Source organism: Bacteroidota bacterium (assembly GCA_005882315.1).
In the GTDB taxonomy this organism is placed as follows: Bacteria; Bacteroidota; Bacteroidia; order Chitinophagales; family Chitinophagaceae; genus VBAR01.
In genome coordinates, this window is the sequence record VBAR01000006.1 from 104,467 (window position 1) to 122,669 (window position 18,203).

The 18,203-nt window shown below is 38.0% G+C and carries 13 protein-coding genes and 2 tRNA genes; 5 read left to right on the forward strand and 10 right to left on the reverse strand.

Annotation, left to right across the window (positions count from 1 at the left end; translation table 11 throughout):
- Positions 1 to 27 precede the first annotated feature (27 nt).
- Positions 28 to 1,221, forward strand: a complete 1,194-nt coding sequence (locus E6H07_18730) for a glycosyltransferase family 4 protein (protein ID TMI61558.1) — start codon at positions 28 to 30, stop codon at positions 1,219 to 1,221.
- Here the strand turns inward: E6H07_18730 and E6H07_18735 are convergent.
- The 4 genes from E6H07_18735 to E6H07_18750 all read right to left on the reverse strand — a co-directional run bounded on the left by E6H07_18735 (position 1,218) and on the right by E6H07_18750 (position 5,000).
- Positions 1,218 to 1,475 carry an acyl-CoA-binding protein gene (locus tag E6H07_18735; GenBank protein TMI61559.1) on the reverse strand — a complete coding sequence of 86 codons (258 nt, stop codon included), beginning with the start codon at positions 1,473 to 1,475 and terminating at the stop codon, positions 1,218 to 1,220. The two genes, E6H07_18730 and E6H07_18735, sit on opposite strands and share 4 nt — an antisense overlap.
- An 8-nt stretch (positions 1,476 to 1,483) precedes the next feature.
- Positions 1,484 to 2,515 carry a hypothetical protein gene (locus E6H07_18740; GenBank protein TMI61560.1) on the reverse strand — a complete coding sequence of 344 codons (1,032 nt, stop codon included), beginning with the start codon at positions 2,513 to 2,515 and terminating at the stop codon, positions 1,484 to 1,486.
- A 25-nt stretch (positions 2,516 to 2,540) separates the two neighbouring features.
- Positions 2,541 to 4,157, reverse strand: a complete 1,617-nt coding sequence (locus E6H07_18745; GenBank protein TMI61561.1) for an alkaline phosphatase family protein — start codon at positions 4,155 to 4,157, stop codon at positions 2,541 to 2,543.
- A gap of 192 nt (positions 4,158 to 4,349) precedes the next feature.
- Entirely contained in the window at positions 4,350 to 5,000 is a 651-nt protein-coding gene (locus tag E6H07_18750; protein ID TMI61562.1) for a hypothetical protein, read from the reverse strand.
- A gap of 154 nt (positions 5,001 to 5,154) precedes the next feature.
- Between E6H07_18750 and E6H07_18755 the strand changes: the two genes are divergently transcribed.
- Positions 5,155 to 8,088 carry a PQQ-like beta-propeller repeat protein gene (locus E6H07_18755; protein TMI61563.1) on the forward strand — a complete coding sequence of 978 codons (2,934 nt, stop codon included), beginning with the start codon at positions 5,155 to 5,157 and terminating at the stop codon, positions 8,086 to 8,088.
- On the opposite strand, the gene E6H07_18760 is transcribed toward E6H07_18755, so the two are convergent.
- On the reverse strand, positions 8,089 to 10,824 hold the full coding sequence (locus tag E6H07_18760; protein TMI61564.1) for a valine--tRNA ligase: 2,736 nt from the start codon (positions 10,822 to 10,824) through the stop codon (positions 8,089 to 8,091).
- 130 nt (positions 10,825 to 10,954) lie between these two features.
- On the opposite strand from E6H07_18760, the gene E6H07_18765 reads away from it, so the two are divergent.
- Positions 10,955 to 11,686 (forward strand): esterase, encoded by a 732-nt coding sequence (locus E6H07_18765; GenBank protein ID TMI61565.1) that lies wholly within the window; start codon positions 10,955 to 10,957, stop codon positions 11,684 to 11,686.
- Here the strand turns inward: E6H07_18765 and E6H07_18770 are convergent.
- Positions 11,683 to 12,330 carry a leucyl/phenylalanyl-tRNA--protein transferase gene (locus tag E6H07_18770; protein TMI61566.1) on the reverse strand — a complete coding sequence of 216 codons (648 nt, stop codon included), beginning with the start codon at positions 12,328 to 12,330 and terminating at the stop codon, positions 11,683 to 11,685. The genes E6H07_18765 and E6H07_18770 overlap by 4 nt on opposite strands.
- Positions 12,331 to 12,353: 23 nt before the next feature.
- Positions 12,354 to 12,656, reverse strand: a complete 303-nt coding sequence (locus tag E6H07_18775) for an ATP-dependent Clp protease adaptor ClpS (GenBank protein TMI61567.1) — start codon at positions 12,654 to 12,656, stop codon at positions 12,354 to 12,356.
- A gap of 101 nt (positions 12,657 to 12,757) precedes the next feature.
- Between E6H07_18775 and E6H07_18780 the strand changes: the two genes are divergently transcribed.
- Positions 12,758 to 14,785 (forward strand): hypothetical protein, encoded by a 2,028-nt coding sequence (locus E6H07_18780; GenBank protein TMI61568.1) that lies wholly within the window; start codon positions 12,758 to 12,760, stop codon positions 14,783 to 14,785.
- A gap of 33 nt (positions 14,786 to 14,818) precedes the next feature.
- Here E6H07_18780 and E6H07_18785 read toward each other — a convergent pair.
- A tRNA-Val gene (locus tag E6H07_18785) sits at positions 14,819 to 14,896 on the reverse strand.
- A 55-nt stretch (positions 14,897 to 14,951) separates the two neighbouring features.
- On the reverse strand, positions 14,952 to 15,245 hold the full coding sequence (locus tag E6H07_18790; GenBank protein TMI61569.1) for a hypothetical protein: 294 nt from the start codon (positions 15,243 to 15,245) through the stop codon (positions 14,952 to 14,954).
- Positions 15,246 to 15,304: 59 nt separating this feature from the next.
- Here E6H07_18790 and E6H07_18795 point away from each other — a divergent pair.
- Positions 15,305 to 15,382 (forward strand) — tRNA-Val (locus tag E6H07_18795).
- Here the strand turns inward: E6H07_18795 and ligD are convergent.
- Positions 15,380 to 18,007 carry a DNA ligase D gene (gene ligD, locus E6H07_18800; protein TMI61570.1) on the reverse strand — a complete coding sequence of 876 codons (2,628 nt, stop codon included), beginning with the start codon at positions 18,005 to 18,007 and terminating at the stop codon, positions 15,380 to 15,382. The genes E6H07_18795 and ligD overlap by 3 nt on opposite strands.
- Between the last annotated feature and the right edge of the window lie 196 nt (positions 18,008 to 18,203).

An 18,203-nucleotide genomic window follows, 5' to 3' on the forward strand; every position in this document is an offset into this window, starting at 1 on the left:
TCGGGCTGAATTGCAAATGAATATTTAATGAGTAACGAAATAAATACTAATCCTACTGTACTTTGGTTAACGAGTTGGTATCCTGATAAGCTATCGCCTTATAATGGCGATTTTGTGAGGCGCCATGCAGAAGCTGTAAGCAGCTATATGAATGTGAGTGTGATTCATGTTGTCCGGGATTTTTCCGGAAAAGTAACAAAAGATGTAACAACGGAGTATTATAAGTCCGGTAACCTGGAAGAAATAATTATTTACTATTATATACCTCCGGCACGTATAAAGTTGTATGAAAAATATTTATCAGTAAGAATGTATAAACGGCTTTATAAACAGGCATTGGAAAAATTGCTTTCGGAGAAAAAAACTGTTTCGCTGGCACATTTGCATGTAGGGATGAAAGCTGGTTTGGCAGCGCTGTGGTTGAAAGAGAAAAAAAATATCCCTTTTGTCGTAACTGAACATTGGGGTGGTTTTTTAAATGAGGCTGATGAGAAGTACCGGGATATGTTAATAATCACAAGATGGATGTGGCGGAAGGTTTTTCTAAAAGCATCTGCAATAAGTTCGGTATCAGGATGCCTTCTTAATGCTATAAGTAAAATTGCATCCATTAGCAAATTAACTGTTATTCCCAATGTAGTGAATACAGAAATATTTTATCCATCTCCTGGGAAAATTTCTAAACCGGCCAAATTTATACATGTGTCAAATTTGGCCAGGTTGAAGAATCCGAAAGCAATACTTACAGCATTTCAAAAAGTGAAGCATCTACATCCTGCCGCGGAGTTAGCAATATTCGGTTCGTTGAACAACGAAGTAATAGCGTTTGCAGAAAGTCTTGGGTTGATAAATGCTGTTACATTTCATGCTGAAGTGCCTCAACAAGTATTAGCTGACAACATGAGAGAGTCGGTTGCTTTGGTCCTCTATTCCGACTATGAAACATTTGGTTGTGTTGTTATTGAAGCAAATGCTTGCGGAATACCTGTTATTGTAAGTGATATTCCTGTTTTTCATGAAACAGTAAAGGAAGGTGTCAATGGTTTTTTTGCAGAGCCCCGAAATTCAGATGCATTGGCTGAGCGGATGCTGGAAATAATAAAAATGCGGTCATCTTTTGATAGTGATCAAATATCAAACCTGACCGCATTAAAATACAGTTATCCTGTTATTGGAAAAAAAATTACTGATTGGTATCAACAGGTACTTAAAACGAATTAGCTTTTTAGTTTTGTTACAAGGTCAATATATTCTTTCATCGCAACATCCTTCGTTTTGCCTTTTAATCCAGACCACGCATCATATTTTGCTTTAGCCACAAAATCAAAAGGATTTGAAGGCGGGTCAACATTTACATCACCTTGCGATCCCTGTTTATATAATGAATAGAGCTGCAGCAACGTTTCATTGCTGGGCTTTTCACTTAAGCTTTTGCTCTCAGCTGCTGCTTTTTCAAATAGTTCTTGTAGTTCCATAGTGTTTATTAATTAGATCTTGCATTATCAATAAATATTTTTTGTATTTCTTTCTGACTGTCTACAGTATCATAAAATTCATTCAGGTATTTGATAATAGTCTTGCGGTCGCTTGTTGATAACAGTTCAAATTCGTTGATGAGTTTATAAAATGCATCTTTTTTCTCCTTTAATAATGTGATAGCTGCAGTTATTTCTTCCATTGGGCGGGGGAAACCACGGTATACTCTTTCTTTTACTGTTTCTGTACCCATAATTTCTGCCGGTGCAGCATAACCTGCATCCACCATTCCTGCAAAATCAAAATCATAAGGTATTGAAAGTGGCGGAGCCAACGAATCAGCTTTTAGAGTAACCAGTTTTATATTGTGAAAATTGGGAACAGACCAGTCAGTGTTACCTATCAGGTATTGAAACATAGCTACCAATGTCATGCGAGTTTGTTCGGTTCTCTTTTGTTCAGTGGGTGTTTCATATTCCCTGGATTTATTACGTTTTGCCATCATATCCACATCTTCGATAAAGAAACCATAAGTGGTATATTTTTTTATTTTCCCTTTTGTGTCTTCAAAAGAAACCCGCATCAGTCTAACCTTGAAGCTGAGAGGGGATATAATGTTAAACATTTTGTAAGCGAGATATTCTTTTAGCACCAATTGCTCATCTCTTGTATTGGTGCCACAGCCTGAAACCATTTTTAATTTGTCAAGCTGGTACAACCTGGGTGAAGTGGGGTTATGAAAATTCAATAGCAGTGATGGCATGTAACATTGTTCTTTTCTGAAGTTTCCCCTTGCCCGGATTCTTATATCTTCTGTAATAGGCGCAGCACTTTCAGGAAAGGTCATGCTAACAGTAGCTTCCTGGAAAGGTGTTTCAGTTCCTTTTTTGGTGCCAAACAATTTTTTAAAATCTGAAGCAATGTTTACAGTAAGTGGTTTTTCATCTAAGAAAAACTGGATGCTGTCAATTTTATCCTGTGCAACAACGGTTGCAATAAGTACAAAAAACAGGAAAACTGTGGTGCTCAACTTTTTCATAACTGTTATTTTATTTGGTGGTTACTTATTTCATAACTTCTGTAATGGGTTTGCCTACACATCCGCTTGGCATCTGTATATGCAGCATGGCCGCTAATGTAGCTGCAATATCTGTCATATAGACTTCCCGGTTGGTCTTTCCTGGTTTAATTCCCCAACCATACCATAATAGCGGAATATGCGAGTCGTAAGGATTCCATGCTCCATGTGTAGTACCAGTAATCCCAAAACTTTCAATCCAATGAGGCTCCATCATTACCTGCACCTGTCCGCATCTGCGGGGAAAATACCCGTTGACAAACATTTCCTTCAATTTACTATTTAAAGGGATATCACCGATCTTTTCAATAGGAAAAACTCTTGCAACACCCGGTTGCCAGGATACATAGCTGACGATAGCGTCAATAATTGCTTCTTTATCCAGTTTTGCTGAATCAATCAAAGGCAAATTGATTGAGTACTGGTAGTTCATTGAACTAACTACAAGGTTTTGTTTTCCGAATTGTTGGGCAAGTTTTGCATTCAACTCTGTTTTTAAAACGTCTGGATTGATTTTGCTTGCAGGCAATTTATTCTCACTCATATATTCCGGCACCTGCGAAACGCCATGATCGGCCGATAGGAAAACAACATATTGGTCTTTGCCGACTTTAGCATCAAAAAAATCAAGCAGATCACCTAACTCTTTATCTAATCGTAGAAAATCATCTTCCTGTTCAATGGAATTAGGTCCAAATCCATGGCCGATATAATCAGGTGAGGAATAACTGATGGCCAACAGATCAGTTTCAGAATCTGTTCCTAATTTTTCATTTGTAAGAATGGCTTTTGCAAATTCAGAAGTAAGTGTATTGCCATGAGGTGTTGTCAACACAGCGACATAGTTTTTACCAATGAATTTTTTTAGATCATAAGGGAAAACTGTTCCAATCCCTTTGCTCTCGTATTTGTTATCATCCTTGTTACTTTGTATGTAAGTATTGATAGGGTAAAGTGTATTCCATCCCTGGTTATAATAACCATCTACCAGTTTTTTGCCATTAAATTCTTTTACCCATGTCGGTAGATCCTTCATATAATAAGTAGAAGAAATAAAGTTGCCTGACCTTCCATCATACCAGTAGGCTGCATTTGCATTATGGCCTGCAGGTAAAATTCCACCACGGTCTTTTAAAGCAACACCAAATACTTTACCACGGAAATTTGTAGCTAATCTCAATTCATCACCGATTGTTGTAGCCAGCATATTGCGTGGACTTTGGCTTTCTTCTTCTGAACCTGCACCCACATTTTTTACTGTCGGGTCTTCAGTGCAATACAGGCTTTGACCTTTATTATTTTCCCACCAGAAGTTTCCGGTGATACCATGTATGGCAGGAACAGAGCCTGTATAAATAGAAGCATGCCCCGGTGCCGTTACTGTTGGGGTATAAGGAATAAATGTGTTTTCGCAGCTATGCCCCTGGTTAAGCATACGCTTAAATCCACCATTTGCAGCATAGCGGTCATAATAACGGTATAGGTAATCCCAACGCATCTGGTCTATCACAATACCTACAATTAATTTGGGCCGGTTTAATGATTGAGAAAAAGAGATAATTGAGCTGGTTACTACTAATAAGCTTAAGAATAATTTCCGCATTCAGGTTTGATTTAATAAAAACAAATGTAGGCTTCTCAAAGGATGTGGAGGCTTGATTGCAAGTAACAAACGAAAAGTTAAATTAAAGAAATCTTTCCAGATTCATGGTTTTGTATAAAGAGAAAACCCGGTAAATATTTTCCGGGTTTTCTTAATCATTTTTTAAATAAAATGTATGTGCAAAATTCCTGTTTAATTTTTTAAAGGCATGCCAACACCAATACTGCAATCATGACCTGGTTGTCCATGAGCCGGGTTTAACCGGGGTTGTCCTGCAACTGGTTTTGATGTCGGTGCAGTAGTAGTTTGAGCAGCTTGTGTGGGTTGAGTATTTACTATTGGTGATACATTAGTAGTTGTACTTTTCAATGGCTGACCGACAGCGATGGTGCAATCATGTCCGGGTTGTCCGTGTGGCGGATTTAACTTTGGCTGACCTGCTAATGGTTGCGATACGGGAACAATAGTTGGTGGTGGTGCCGTAGTAGTTTGCGATACTTGCGTCGGTTGGGTAGTTACCACAGGTGATGCAGCACCAGTAGTGTTTTTTAATGGCTGACCGACAGCGATGGTGCAATCATGACCGGGTTGTCCGTGTGCCGGATTTAATACCACCCCATTTGCTGAAGCGGATTGTGTAAGCTGACCCGGAGCAAGGCTTGGTGGCGGCGTAACAGTGCTGCCAGATGTCCCAGGGTTCTGTTGTGTAGTTACAGGCTGCGTGGTACTTGCCGGGGTATTTGTTGCCGGAGTAGCTGCAGCGCTATCATCACTTGAATTATTTCCGCATGAAATAAAAACTATTGAACAAACTGCACTTACAAACAAGGAATATATTTTCATAAATGTTATTTCAATTTTTGAGAGACACAAGATAGCCTTATTTATTTGTATAATGCAGGCTTATATCTAAAATAGGATAGAGGGTAAATACTGGTATTCAGTACAATATTTACATTATTGTTTTTCTGTATCTTCAGCAGTAATTCAGCCTTTAATGAAAAAAATCTCTCTTGTTTTTTTGTCGGGTTTTATTTCTGTAATTGCGATAGGCCAACAGTTTGGCGGCAACCCACCTTCACTTAAATGGAAACAAATAAATACGGATACTGTCAGAATTATTTTTCCTGTTGGGCTTGAAAGCCAGGCAAACAGGACGGCAACGATTGTTCACCGGCTTGCAGCGGATAATATGAACTCATTGGGAAGCCGGGTACAAAAGATAAATATCGTTTTACAAAATCAGACAACAATACCTAACGGTTATGTAAATCTCGGTCCTTACCGCAGTGAATTTTATATGACGCCTGCATTTAATAATCTTGACCAGGGTAGTATTACATGGGCCGATCAACTGGCATTGCATGAATACCGGCATGTACAGCAATACAATAATTTCAAGCATGGAATAAGCAAGCTAATGGGTATTTTATTTGGTGAAGATGGTTATGCATTGGCAAGTAATGCTGCTGTTCCGGATTGGTTTTTTGAAGGCGACGCCGTTTACCAGGAAACAGTATTGAGTGAACAGGGCAGGGGACGGCTGCCCCAGTTTTTAAATGCATATCCGTCTCTTTGGTTGTCAGGTAAAGATTATAGATGGATGAAACTTCGTAATGGCTCCTTGAAACATTATGTGCCTAATCATTATTATCTCGGTTACCTGCTGGTGAACTATGGTTATTCAAAATATGGAAATGATTTCTGGAAAAAAGTAACCAGCGATGCGTCGGCATTTAAAGGATTGGTTTATCCTTTCCAACATGCGATAAAAAAACATACAGGGATAGAGTATAAAAAATTTGTTGCTGATGCTTTTGATTTTTATAAAAGTGAGTTGCAAACGAACCTGATGAATGAAGAGAATAAGACAAACTACTTACAAAAAACTGTAACAGATACAGTGGATGATATGTCGGTAAAAAATTTAACCAGGGAAACAAAGATGAATGGAGTCCCGCAAACGGCGGGACAAGGGACGTTTAATCAAGGCGGAAACGCTGGTATTAAAAACCTAAGCCGGATCAAAAAGAATTTTATCACCAATTATTATTTCCCGTATGCGATCGGTAATGATTCATTGGTATACTTGAAAACAAGCGGCAGACATTTGCCTGCATTTTATATAAGGAATAGTAACGGCGAAAAGAAACTGAAGTTGCGGGATATTTCCATTGATGAACAATTCAGCTACCGCAATAACAAGATCGTATATGCTGCATACGAAACTGACAGCCGTTGGAGCTGGAAGGATTATAGTGTTATAAAATTACTTGATGTTAAAACGGGTAAACAAAAAAATATAACGCATAACTCAAAATATTTTACTCCGGATATATCGGCAGATGGAAAAAAGATCGTTGCTGTATTTTACGACACAAATGGGAAGAATGAATTGCATATATTAAATGCGGACGATGGAACAGTAATTCAAATAATCAAAAGCAATGATATTGGTTTATTCACCGATCCAAAGTTTGCTGATAATAATACCCTTGTAACTGCAGTACGACTTCCCGATGGTAAGATGTGTCTTGCTATTGCAAATATTGAAACCGGGAGTGTTGAAAGATTGACTCATTTATCTTTTAATGTGATTGGTTATCCCCAGGTAAAAGATGGGGTTGTCTATTTTACGGCTTCTTATATCGGGAATAATGATATTTATGCGTTCAGGCTGAGCGATAAAAAAATATTTAAAGTAAATCGTACTCCTGTTGGTAGTTATTTTCCGAATGTATATGATGGTAAATTATATTATTCCGAGTTCACTGCAAATGGTTACCAATTGAAGCAGTCAGACCTCCCGGTAGTAATGCAGGAACTAACGGAAGCAGATATTAAAAACCTTCAATCCCGTTTTACCCCAGGTAGCGGCATAGATATTCTAAATTCAACAACCAGCAGAAATTTCGAAGTGAATAAGTATAGTAAAGGGACGAGATTGTTTAATTTTCATAGCTGGCGACCTTATTACAGCGATCCGCTATTTTCTTTTTCTTTATATGGCGAAAATGTACTGAATACTTTACAGACAGAAATTTATTATCAGTATAATGAAAATGAAAAAGAACATTCTGTAGGTGCTGCTGCCGTATATGGTGCATGGTTTCCTTATGTAAATATCGGAACGCAATATACTTTCAACCGTGTAGCAGCTATCAATAATTTGAAAAAAGAATGGAGCCAGCTTGATTCTTATATCGGCCTCAGTATCCCATTAAATAAAGTGAGTGGTAAATCAGGTAAGAGTTTTAGTATCGGTTCGAATTATGTATTGAGAAATGAAATGGTGACGGGCCCATCGAAAATGAATTTCAGTAATGAAAATTTTAGTTACCTGAATCATTTCATCAGCTTTAGCCAACGGAGACAGCGGGCAACCCAGCATATCTATTCGCCGTTCAGTTATTCTGTTTCTTTAAATCATCGCCATGCAATAACTGAATATACCGGTTACCAGTTTTTGGGTAGCGGATCAGTTACGTTGCCGGGTTTTCATTCCACACATAGTGTTGTGCTTACTGGTTCTTTTCAACAACGGGATACTGTGAACCCGCAATTATTCAGCGACCGGTTTCCTTATTCAAGAGGATATGAAGGCCGCTATTTTTCAAGAATGTGGCGTGCAAGTGCCAATTATCATTTCCCAATTTTATATCCTGATTGGGGTTTTGCAAATATTTTATACATCACACGTATAAGAGGAAATGCTTTTTATGATTTCACTAAAGTGTATTCCCGGGATAAAACAACTACAGCTGATCAGCGTAGCACAGGTATAGAAGTTTACTTTGATACAAAATGGTGGAACCAATACCCACTGACATTTGGTTTTCGCATCAGTCACCTGTTCGATCCAGACCAGTTTGACGGATTTAAAGGAAATATATTCGAGATCATTTTACCAGTAAGTATTTTACCAAGATAATTATATAGAAGCTAAACTTTCCTCAATCGCTTTTATCCTTGCTTCCGCATCTGCTTTTTTCTTTTGTTCACTTGCTACTACTTCAGGTTTTGCATTGGCAACAAATCTTTCATTGCTAAGTTTCTTTTCTACTGATGCAAGAAAACCTTTTTGATAGGCGAGGTCTTTTAATAATTCGTCTTTCTGATTACCGGTATCAAGCGGTTGTTCTGTTTGCAGGTAAAATTTATCCTTTCCAATAACTGATGATATTGACGGAGCTACCTGTTCATTTACAAAAGCAATAGTTTCTGCATTCACCTGTTTTGCAAGAATAGATTGTATGGTTTGATAAATTGCCGGTGATTCACTTTGAATAAACAGTTTTATTTTTTCTTTTGGCTTTATCTGGTTTTTATTTCTTGCATCACGCAGCCCGGTTATTACTTCTTTCAGTAAAATTCCCTGTGTAAGAATTTCAGATGACTGTTGACTGATCGCTGTCGACTGTCTCACTGTTAAATCATCACTTTCTTTTCTTTCACGAAGTGTATGATAAACTTCTTCTGTAATGAATGGCATGAATGGATGCAGCAATTGCATCAATTCATCAAAGAAGCTAACCGTTTTTTCGTATATAGCTTTGTCAATTGATTCACCCATCGGCGGTTTCACCCATTCTAAATACCAGCTACAGAAATCATCCCATATCAAAGAATAAATTGTTTTCAATGCTTCACTCAAACGGAATTCTTTGAATTGACCATCGAGTTCTACTTTCACTTCGTTAAGTCTGTTCTCAAACCACATTACTGCAAAATCAGGCTCCTGACTTCCGACTCCTGACTCCTGAGTACTAACTCTTGCCTCCCACATCTTCACCAACTTCATCGCATTCCAGATCTTATTGATAAAGAATTTTCCCTGTTCATTCCCCGATTCATCCCACATCAGGTCGTTGCCAGCAGGAGAAGAGATCATAATGCCAAAACGAACTGCATCAGCTCCATCTTTATCTATCATTTCAAGCAGGTCAGGTGAATTGCCAAGACTCTTACTCATTTTCCGTCCGATCTTATCACGAACAATGCCGGTAAAATAAACTTCACGAAAAGGAATTTGTTTTTCATATTCCAATCCCGCCATTATCATTCTTGCTACCCAGAAGAAAATAATTTCAGGTGCTGTAACTAATGTGTTTGTAGGATAATAATATTTTACTTCTGCATTTCCGGGATGACTATAACCTTTAAATACTTCAAAAGGCCAGAGCCAGGAGGAGAACCATGTATCGAGACAATCTTCATCCTGTGAAATGTCGTCAATGGTGAATTGTGAATTGTGAATTTCGTTTACTTGCTTAGATTCACCATTCACAATTGACCATTCACGAATAAGTTTTTTAAACGCTTCTTCTTTTGTCCCAGCAACAGTAAATGAACCATCAGGTGCGTACCATGCCGGAATTCTGTGGCCCCACCAAAGTTGCCTGGAAATACACCAGTCCTTAATATTCTCCATCCAGTGGCGATATAAATTTTTAAACTTACCCGGATAAAATTTTATATCATCATCCATTACCACTTTCAATGCAGGGCCGGATATTTTTTTCATGTCCATCCACCACTGTAAGCTCAATCTTGGTTCTACTACGGCATCCGTTCTTTCACTATAACCAACTTCACTTGTATAATCTTCAGTTTTTACAATATGCCCTTTTGCTTCCAGTTCAGCTACTACTTTTTTTCTTGCAGCAAATCTTTCTTCGCCTACAAATATCTGCGCTGCTTCATTGAGGGTTCCATCTTCATTTAATGTATCTACAATCTCAAGATCATGCTTTAATCCGAGTTGGTAATCGTTCACATCATGTGCCGGTGTAATTTTCAATGCACCTGTACCAAACTCCATCGTCACATATTCATCAGTGATGATCGGGATGCGGCGATTGATCAATGGCACAAATGCAAATTTTCCATGCAGATGTTTGTAACGTTCATCTTTCGGATGAACACAGATAGCTGTATCACCCATGATTGTTTCGGGGCGAACTGTTGCGATTGTGATGTAGTCGTGAATCGTGAGTGGTGAGTCGTGAGTAAAAGTAGTAGTCTCACGTTTCATGTCTGACGATTCACGAGAATCAATAAAGTACTTTACAAAATACAGCTTCTGCTTTGTCTCTTTTCTTATCACTTCTTCATCACTGAGTGCCGTCTTTGCTTTCACATCCCAGTTGATCATTCGTTTGCCGCGGTAGATATAACCTTTATTATAGAGATCAATAAAAACACTAATTACACTTTTATAATATTCATCATCCATCGTGAACGAAGTACGCTTCCAATCAAGACTGCAACCGAGCTTCTTCAATTGTTCAAGGATGATGCCGCCATATTTTTCTTTCCATTCCCATGCATAGTTTAAAAAATCTTCGCGGCTGAGTGATGCTTTCTGAATTCCTTTTTCACGCAGCATCTGCACTACTTTTGCTTCGGTCGCAATAGAAGCATGATCGGTACCCGGCACCCAGCAGGCATTCTTACCCATCATTCTTGCACGGCGTACAAGAATATCCTGTATCGTATTATTCAAACAATGTCCCATATGCAGCACACCGGTTACATTCGGCGGAGGAATTACTACAGTAAAGGGTTCCCGTTCATCAGGTGTACTGTTGAAATATTTTTTATCATTCCAATGCTTATACCATTTTTGTTCGGCAGCATTATGTTCAAAATTTTTTGTCAACTCCATAAGGCCGCAAATTTACCGGCTTTTAGCCAGATGGAGAAACTGCTGAATATCAAATTATTTCCCGGAGTTGAATTAGTTTCTCGTCACACATTTCCATTATATTTACCGGTGACAAAAAGAAAATAATTACATGAAAAGAGAACTTACATCCTGGCATAGTCCATCGCTGAATAAGGAAATGCCGATTGCCGCTTATGGGGACTATGGTTTTGCTTTATTGCTTACACCAACTGCTGCGGCTGATTACCTGGAGTACGAACGTTTTCAATTAATGGATCATTTACAGCATCATGTTGATAGCGGCAAGGTGAAAATATTTTCTATTGACAGCATCAATAATGAAAGCTGGATGAATAATCATATGGATCCGCGACATAAAGTGATCCGCCATAAGCAATGGAATGATTATGTGTTTAATGAAGTAGTGCCTTTTATCCGGCATAAAACAAGCAGCGATACGCCAATCATTACCTGTGGTGCATCCTTTGGTGCTTTGCATAGTATGAATCTTTTTTTGAAAAGACCTGATTTGATAAACGGTGTAATTGCAATGAGTGGTGTGTACGACCTTACTGAATATACGAAAGGTCATTATGATGATGATGTATACTTCAACAGCCCGATGCACTATATGCCGAATATGACGGATCATAATATTCTTGAACAAATAAGACGCAGCCGCAATATTCATATTGTTACAGGCAGTGGCAATTATGAAGATCCGGGTAGCAGCGGCCGTTTTGCAAAAGTTCTATATGACAAGGGCATCAACTATGAACTGGATATCTGGGGAGAAGAATGGCCGCATGACTGGAATACATGGCGGGCTATGTTGCCGCATTATATCGGCAGCAGGTTTTAAGATATTAGCAATTCTAACTTCTGACAAAAATCAGTTCTTGGGATCATTCTTGCTCCAAGACTTTCCAAATGCTCTGTGTAAACCTGGCAGTCTATTAACTCAATACTTTCTTCTTTTAGTAACTGTACATATTTAATAAAAGCAAACTTGCTTGAATTAGTTTCATTGCTAAACATGCTTTCTCCAAAAAACACTTTACCGAGTTTAATCCCATAAAGACCGCCAACTAATTTTCCTTCTTTCCATGTTTCAGCACTATGTGCATGCCCAAGTTTGTGCATTTTAAAATAAGCTTTCTCCACTTCATCAGTTATCCAGGTGCCTTCTTGTCCCTCTCGTTTTGTTTGTTTGCAATTATGAATCACTTCTTTGAAAGCTTTATTGATCGTGAACTCAAATGTGTTTTTCTTGATTAATGCCTGCATGCTTTTACTAACTTTCAAATCATCCGGGAATAATACAAACCTTGGATCAGGACACCACCATAGAATATGCTCACCTTCATACCAGGGAAAAATGCCGTTTTGATAAGCTACTAATAATCGTTCTGGAGATAGATCACCGCCAATAGCCAATAATCCATCCGGCTCGGATAAATGAACAGGAGGAAAGGAAAGTTCTTTTTCTAAAATGAAGATTGACACGAGTGAAAGTTACTGATAGCAGTTTATTCTGCCATCACTTCAATAGTGGCATTAATACCGCGGTCAATTATTGCTTCGCATTGGGGTTTGAGATCATCAAAGCTGCCTTTTTTTACAGCATACTTACCGTGGAAGTGAATGATGTAGGCGCATTGCTCGGCCTGCTCGTAACTATGCTCGCAGACTTCCATCAATGTTTCTATCACCCATTCGAAAGTGTTTACCTCATCATTCCAGACAATAAGATTACAACTCTCATCTGTGGTGGTGAGAACATCTAATTCATCCTGGCTGAAAATGTCTGTTTTATTTTGAGTAATGTCCATTTGTTAGTTCCGGAGTCAAAAGTATAAAATTTATTCTTTGTTTTTTAATCTTGAGGCAACATTAAAGGCAGGTTTTTTGTCTATTTTCCGGGTTATTATCCATGGCAAAATTCTGGCATAAGAATAAAGACAAACAACAACCTGATAAGAAGCAGGCGGCCATTGTTTTGCCTATTGATTCCAGCAGTCGCAGTCTCGAGTTATTGGTGGAACTTGTAAAGAAGATCCGGCCATCTTCTCCCAAGAAAAAGGAAGAAGCCGAACTAAAATTCAAAGCGTTGCTATTTCAACTGCAGCAGGACAGGAGTATGTTATTTGCTATCCGTCGCTCATTACTCACCCAGTTTGCTAATAGTAATATCATACCTGCGTTGATCGAAAGCGGCATTATTCATTCAAGAGGCTTTGTACAGGAACTTACGGGTAAGATCAAGCATAAGATCCTGCCTGCGCTACAAAAACCCAACGATTTTCTATTCGTAATAAACCGTGTTTTCTACCTGAAAACGGATTATAAATGGGTAAATACGATTGATACAGAGTTATGGAAGCAGTTTTTTGAAATGCTAGGCATACAGGTAAACCTGACTGATAATAAGCTACAGAGTCAGCTCAACAGGTCATTCCAGGTTTTATCCTATCGGGCAGCAACTATCGGATTGGAAAAAGAAGTTATTCAGAACCTGGAAAACGTAGATGATATTGTTGACCCATTCCTTGAGCAAAATCGTTTGATCAATTTATATCTTGAACGTTTTGCTTCTCACAGTGACGAAGAAAATAAAATGTTGCTGGCAAATATTGAAGAAGCATTACACAATTGCAAGCAAAGCATTCAATCAATTCAAGAGCAGCGTTCAAAAGCAGGCACCAGTCTTGCACAGACTTTTTTATTGGTAAGGCTGCATCAGCAGTTAGAAAGAATGTTTATTATATTGGATGTGCTCGACAGAAATCAGGAATTTAACACTGAAAGGTTCATTGCTTATTTCCATGCTGTAATAAGAAATGAAAATCGAAAAAACAGTTTGGGTGAATTTTTAAATCAGAATCTCGGTTTACTTGCCTACCAGATAGCTGAGCATAAAGGCAAAAGAGGTGAGCAATATATTACATCAAGTCAAAAAGATTTTCGTAATCTTTTCTTCAGCGCATTGGGGGGTGGGCTGATCGTTTCGTTTGTTGCTATTATTAAAACCATGATTGGGCTTTTGAAACTTCCGCTTTTCTGGCAGGGCTTTTTATATGGAACCAATTATGCGGTTGGTTTTATCACAATGGATCAAACCAGATCAACACTTGCGACCAAACAACCTGCTTACACTGCATCGGCAGTTGCCGGTTCATTGGATAAAGAAAAGATAGGAGGTAAACCTGACTTGAGAAATCTTGTTATTACTATTGCACGAGTAAGCCGTAGTCAGATAGCATCCTTTGCCGGAAACCTGCTCGTTGTTTTTCCGCTTACATATATTCTTGCGTGGCTGTTTCATTTAGCTGTAGGATATAAATTGGCCACAGATGATGCTGCGTTGAAAATGCTGCATGATCAGCATCCTTTCGATTCGCTGGCATTATTGTTTGCATGTTTTACCGGTTTCTTTTTATTCTTGAGTGGTATTATTGCCGGGTATGTAGAAAATCATATTGTAAATGGAAAAATTGCTGAACGTATTCAAAACAATCATGCTTTTGTAAATACAATGTCGCCAAAAAGACTGAAGAGGATAGTGAATGTTGTGGAGAAACATTCAGGCGCAATTGCTGGTAGTATTGCATTGGGTTTCTTTCTTGGAGTTGCCGGGCCATTGGGCAAATTCCTGGGTATTCCTTTTGATATTCGCCATATCACTATTTCAGCGGCCAATACTTCAATTGGATTATATGGGCTGGATAATAATGTTGCCTTTAGTTATTTCCTGGTTGTGCTTGCAGGGGTACTGATGATCGGGTTCTTAAATTTCCTGATCAGTTTTGTGTTTGCATTTATTGTTGCTATTCGAAGCAGGGGTATAATATTGCGTGAATATCCTGAGTTTTTCGGCATTCTTTGGCGATATATGAAAAAGCATCCGAAGGATTTTTTCCTGCCTCCCAGGTACATGCGAACGGTGGAGGAATTGAAATAAAAAAGCCTCAAAATTTGAGGCTTTTTACATTTTTTGTGGGAGTTGACGGGGTCGAACCGCCGACCCTCTGCTTGTAAGGCAGATGCTCTAAACCAACTGAGCTAAACTCCCTTTTTGGGAGTGCAAATATAAGGGCATGATGTGGTGTGACAAAAAACTTTTTCAATTAATTCGGCTGAACGGCAGGCAGTCGGTATAACTGTCCGTCCATCACAAACAGTTCATCTACTTCCAGCGATAACCAATATTTAGAAAGAGGAGATTTTTTCATCAGTTGTTTCACTTCGGTTTTTGTTTTGGCATTCAATGTGATCCATACCCGCTGGCTTTCCATGCTTACTACATACTGGTCTATCACTTCTTTGTTAATAAGATGATTAATGTATGTACGATGAGAAGGTACCAGCGAAGCAAACTCCTCATTCCATTCAAACTGTATCGTGACCTGATATTTTTTCACTTATGTAAAGGTAGAGGAAATTATTATGGGAGTTGTAAATTCGCCTTCTGGCCACAATTGGAACGTTAGCTCAGTTGGTTTAGAGCACTACTTTGACAGAGTAGGGGTCACTGGTTCGAGCCCAGTACGTTCCACTATTTTTTTACAAGCTTATCCATTATCTTTTTTAAATCTACTCCTTTACCAAGCACAGGCTTAAAAATATCGCCTTCAGTTTTTATTCTTGCCATTGCGTTTTTGATATTGAATTTTTTTATTGTTAATCCTTTTTTTACTTCTTCCCAATATAAAGGCATTGATACAGGAGCTCCCGGCTTTGGTCTTAATGAATAAGGCGCTGCTAAAGTTGCTTTTGGACGGTTCTGTAAGAAGTCTACATATATTTTGTTTTTTCTTTGTTTTGTTAATCGTTCAATGCTTGTTATGCCTGGCAACATATTATTTACCTGTGTGGCGATTATTCTTCCAAATAGCTGGCATTGATCATAAGTATATTTTGCACCAAGTGGAATATAAACATGAATGCCAGTAGAGCCAGATGTTTTAGGATAACCAACTACTCCAATTTCATCTAAAACTTTTTTTGTGGTTTGCGCTACCTGGATCACTTCTTCAAAACTATTTTTTTCTGTGGGATCAAGATCGATAAGACACCAGTCAGGATAATCTTCTTTATGAATTGTACTATTCCATGGATTCATTTCAATCGCTCCTGCATTTGCCATATATAAAATACTCTCTTCATCTTCGGGCACTAAAAAGTTTTTATCTTCTCCTTCGCTGGTAGTATATGGTTCCATCTTGATCCAACCAGGCGCTTTATTTGTTATATCTTTTTGATAAAAACTTTTTCCATAAATACCATTTGGATAACGATTCAATGACTGTGGCCTGTCTTTTAAATAAGGAAGAAGATATGGCGCTACCTGGTAATAATAGTTTAGCATATCCCGTTTAGTATATTTTTCTTCCGGCCAGTAGATCTTACTAAGATTAGTAAATTTTAGTTCATGACCATTTATCTTCTTTACTTGTGTTTCTTCAGAGGGGTTAAGTAAGGTTTTTCGGCTTTTGTCGTTAACGGGTTTTGTATACTTACTAGTTTTTATTTTTTCTTTTACTTCTTTTACAGGTATAGCTTTTTCTTTTTTTACATCTTTTGCTTTTTTATCAATTCGCAGGCCTTCAAATGAAGGATGCCGCATAACGCCATCGCTTGTGATCTCAGTATAACTTACTTCGCAAACTAACTGTGGCTTTAACCAGGTTGCTTTTGCCTTTGGTGGATTGGGCCGGAAACGAGATGGCTTATCTACATCAGGCATTTCAGTAAAAGGAGGTTTATTAGTAATAAGCTTTTGCATCTTTGTCATTATTTCTTTTTGAGTTTTCTCGTTAAACCCTGTTCCAATTTTACCGATATAGTCAAGTCGTCCATTATCAAATACACCAACAAGCAATGAGCTAAACGTTTTTGACGATCCTTCATTTTGCGTAAAGCCTCCAATTACCACCTCATGTCTTTTATTTGCTTTTATTTTTAGCCATTCTCTTGTCCTGTCTTCTATATAAATACTGTCTTCCTTTTTTGCCATGATGCCTTCCATACCCATAGCAGAAACTGTTGCCAAAAATTCTGTAGCTGTTGTTTCAAAATTTTCACTCAGCCGGATAATGTCAATGCCAGGCAAAATCTCTTTTAATATTTCTCTGCGTCTTATTAATGGTAGATTTTTCAAGCTATAACCATTAAGCCAGATAATGTCAAACACATAATAAAACAATTCGCCATCCGCTTCACTGCGCCAATTTTGTAATGCTCCAAAATTTGAAATTCCTTTTTTATCAAGTACGACGACCTCGCCATCAATTATTGCATTTATACCCCATTTCTTTATGGCATCATATACCGGGTAAAATTTTTCATTAAATGATTTATTATTACGGGAAATGAGATTTGTTTTTTCTTTGTTTATCATGGCAATAGCTCTGTAACCGTCCCATTTTATTTCATAAGTCCAGCCGGGTTCATCAAATGGTTGATCCACCAGAGTCGCTAACATTGGACTTATAACTTTTGGGAATGGTGCTTTTTCACCATCATTTCCGGGATTTTTTTTTTGAATTGCCTTTTTGGCAACCTTTCGAGCAGCAGTTTTTTTCTTTGGCGAACTATCCCATGTGTTTTTGGAAGTTTTTGCAATCTTCGCTATTGTTTTTCCAGAGATTACAGATTTATCTTTTTTAGTTACATCAGTTTCTTTTGCAAACTTGTCTTTATGTTTAATTAACAGCCAGGCATTGTCCTCGCTATTTTTCAGTTTTACCAAAGCAAATTCTCCTTTTAGTTTTGATCCGTTCAATTTAAATTTCAATGAACCTTTTTTTAATTGTTGCAGCAGTGATTTTTCCTGATTTTTTTTACTGCCCGGCTCTAAAGCCTCATAGGTCCCTTCATCCCAAACGATCACTGTTCCTGCTCCATAATTTCCTTTTGGAATTATTCCTTCAAATGTTCTGTAATCATAGGGATGGTCTTCCACCATCATTGCGAATCTTTTATCCTGTGGATTAAGAGACGGCCCCTTGGGCACTGCCCAGCTTTTTAGCACACCTTCCATTTCTAATCTGAAATCATAATGCAAACGGGTAGCATCATGTTTTTGCACTACAAAATGCAAGAATGAAGCTGATGATTTACCACCTGTTGGTTCAGGAGTATCCTTAAATGATCTTTTCTTTTTATAAAGTGTTAAGCCCACAAGTTTAAATCAATAAATTTTGTACCAAGTTCATAAGGATGCTGGTATGTGGAGTAAGACTAATTACATGTTTACACAATTAAGTTTGCATGAGGTTAATTCTCCCCACCGTTAAGAAGTTTAATAGGTAAAAAAGAGTATCAACTTTTGAAAAACTTAGAATGGCCTGTTAAGCTTAGTAAACTTCTTAAATCAT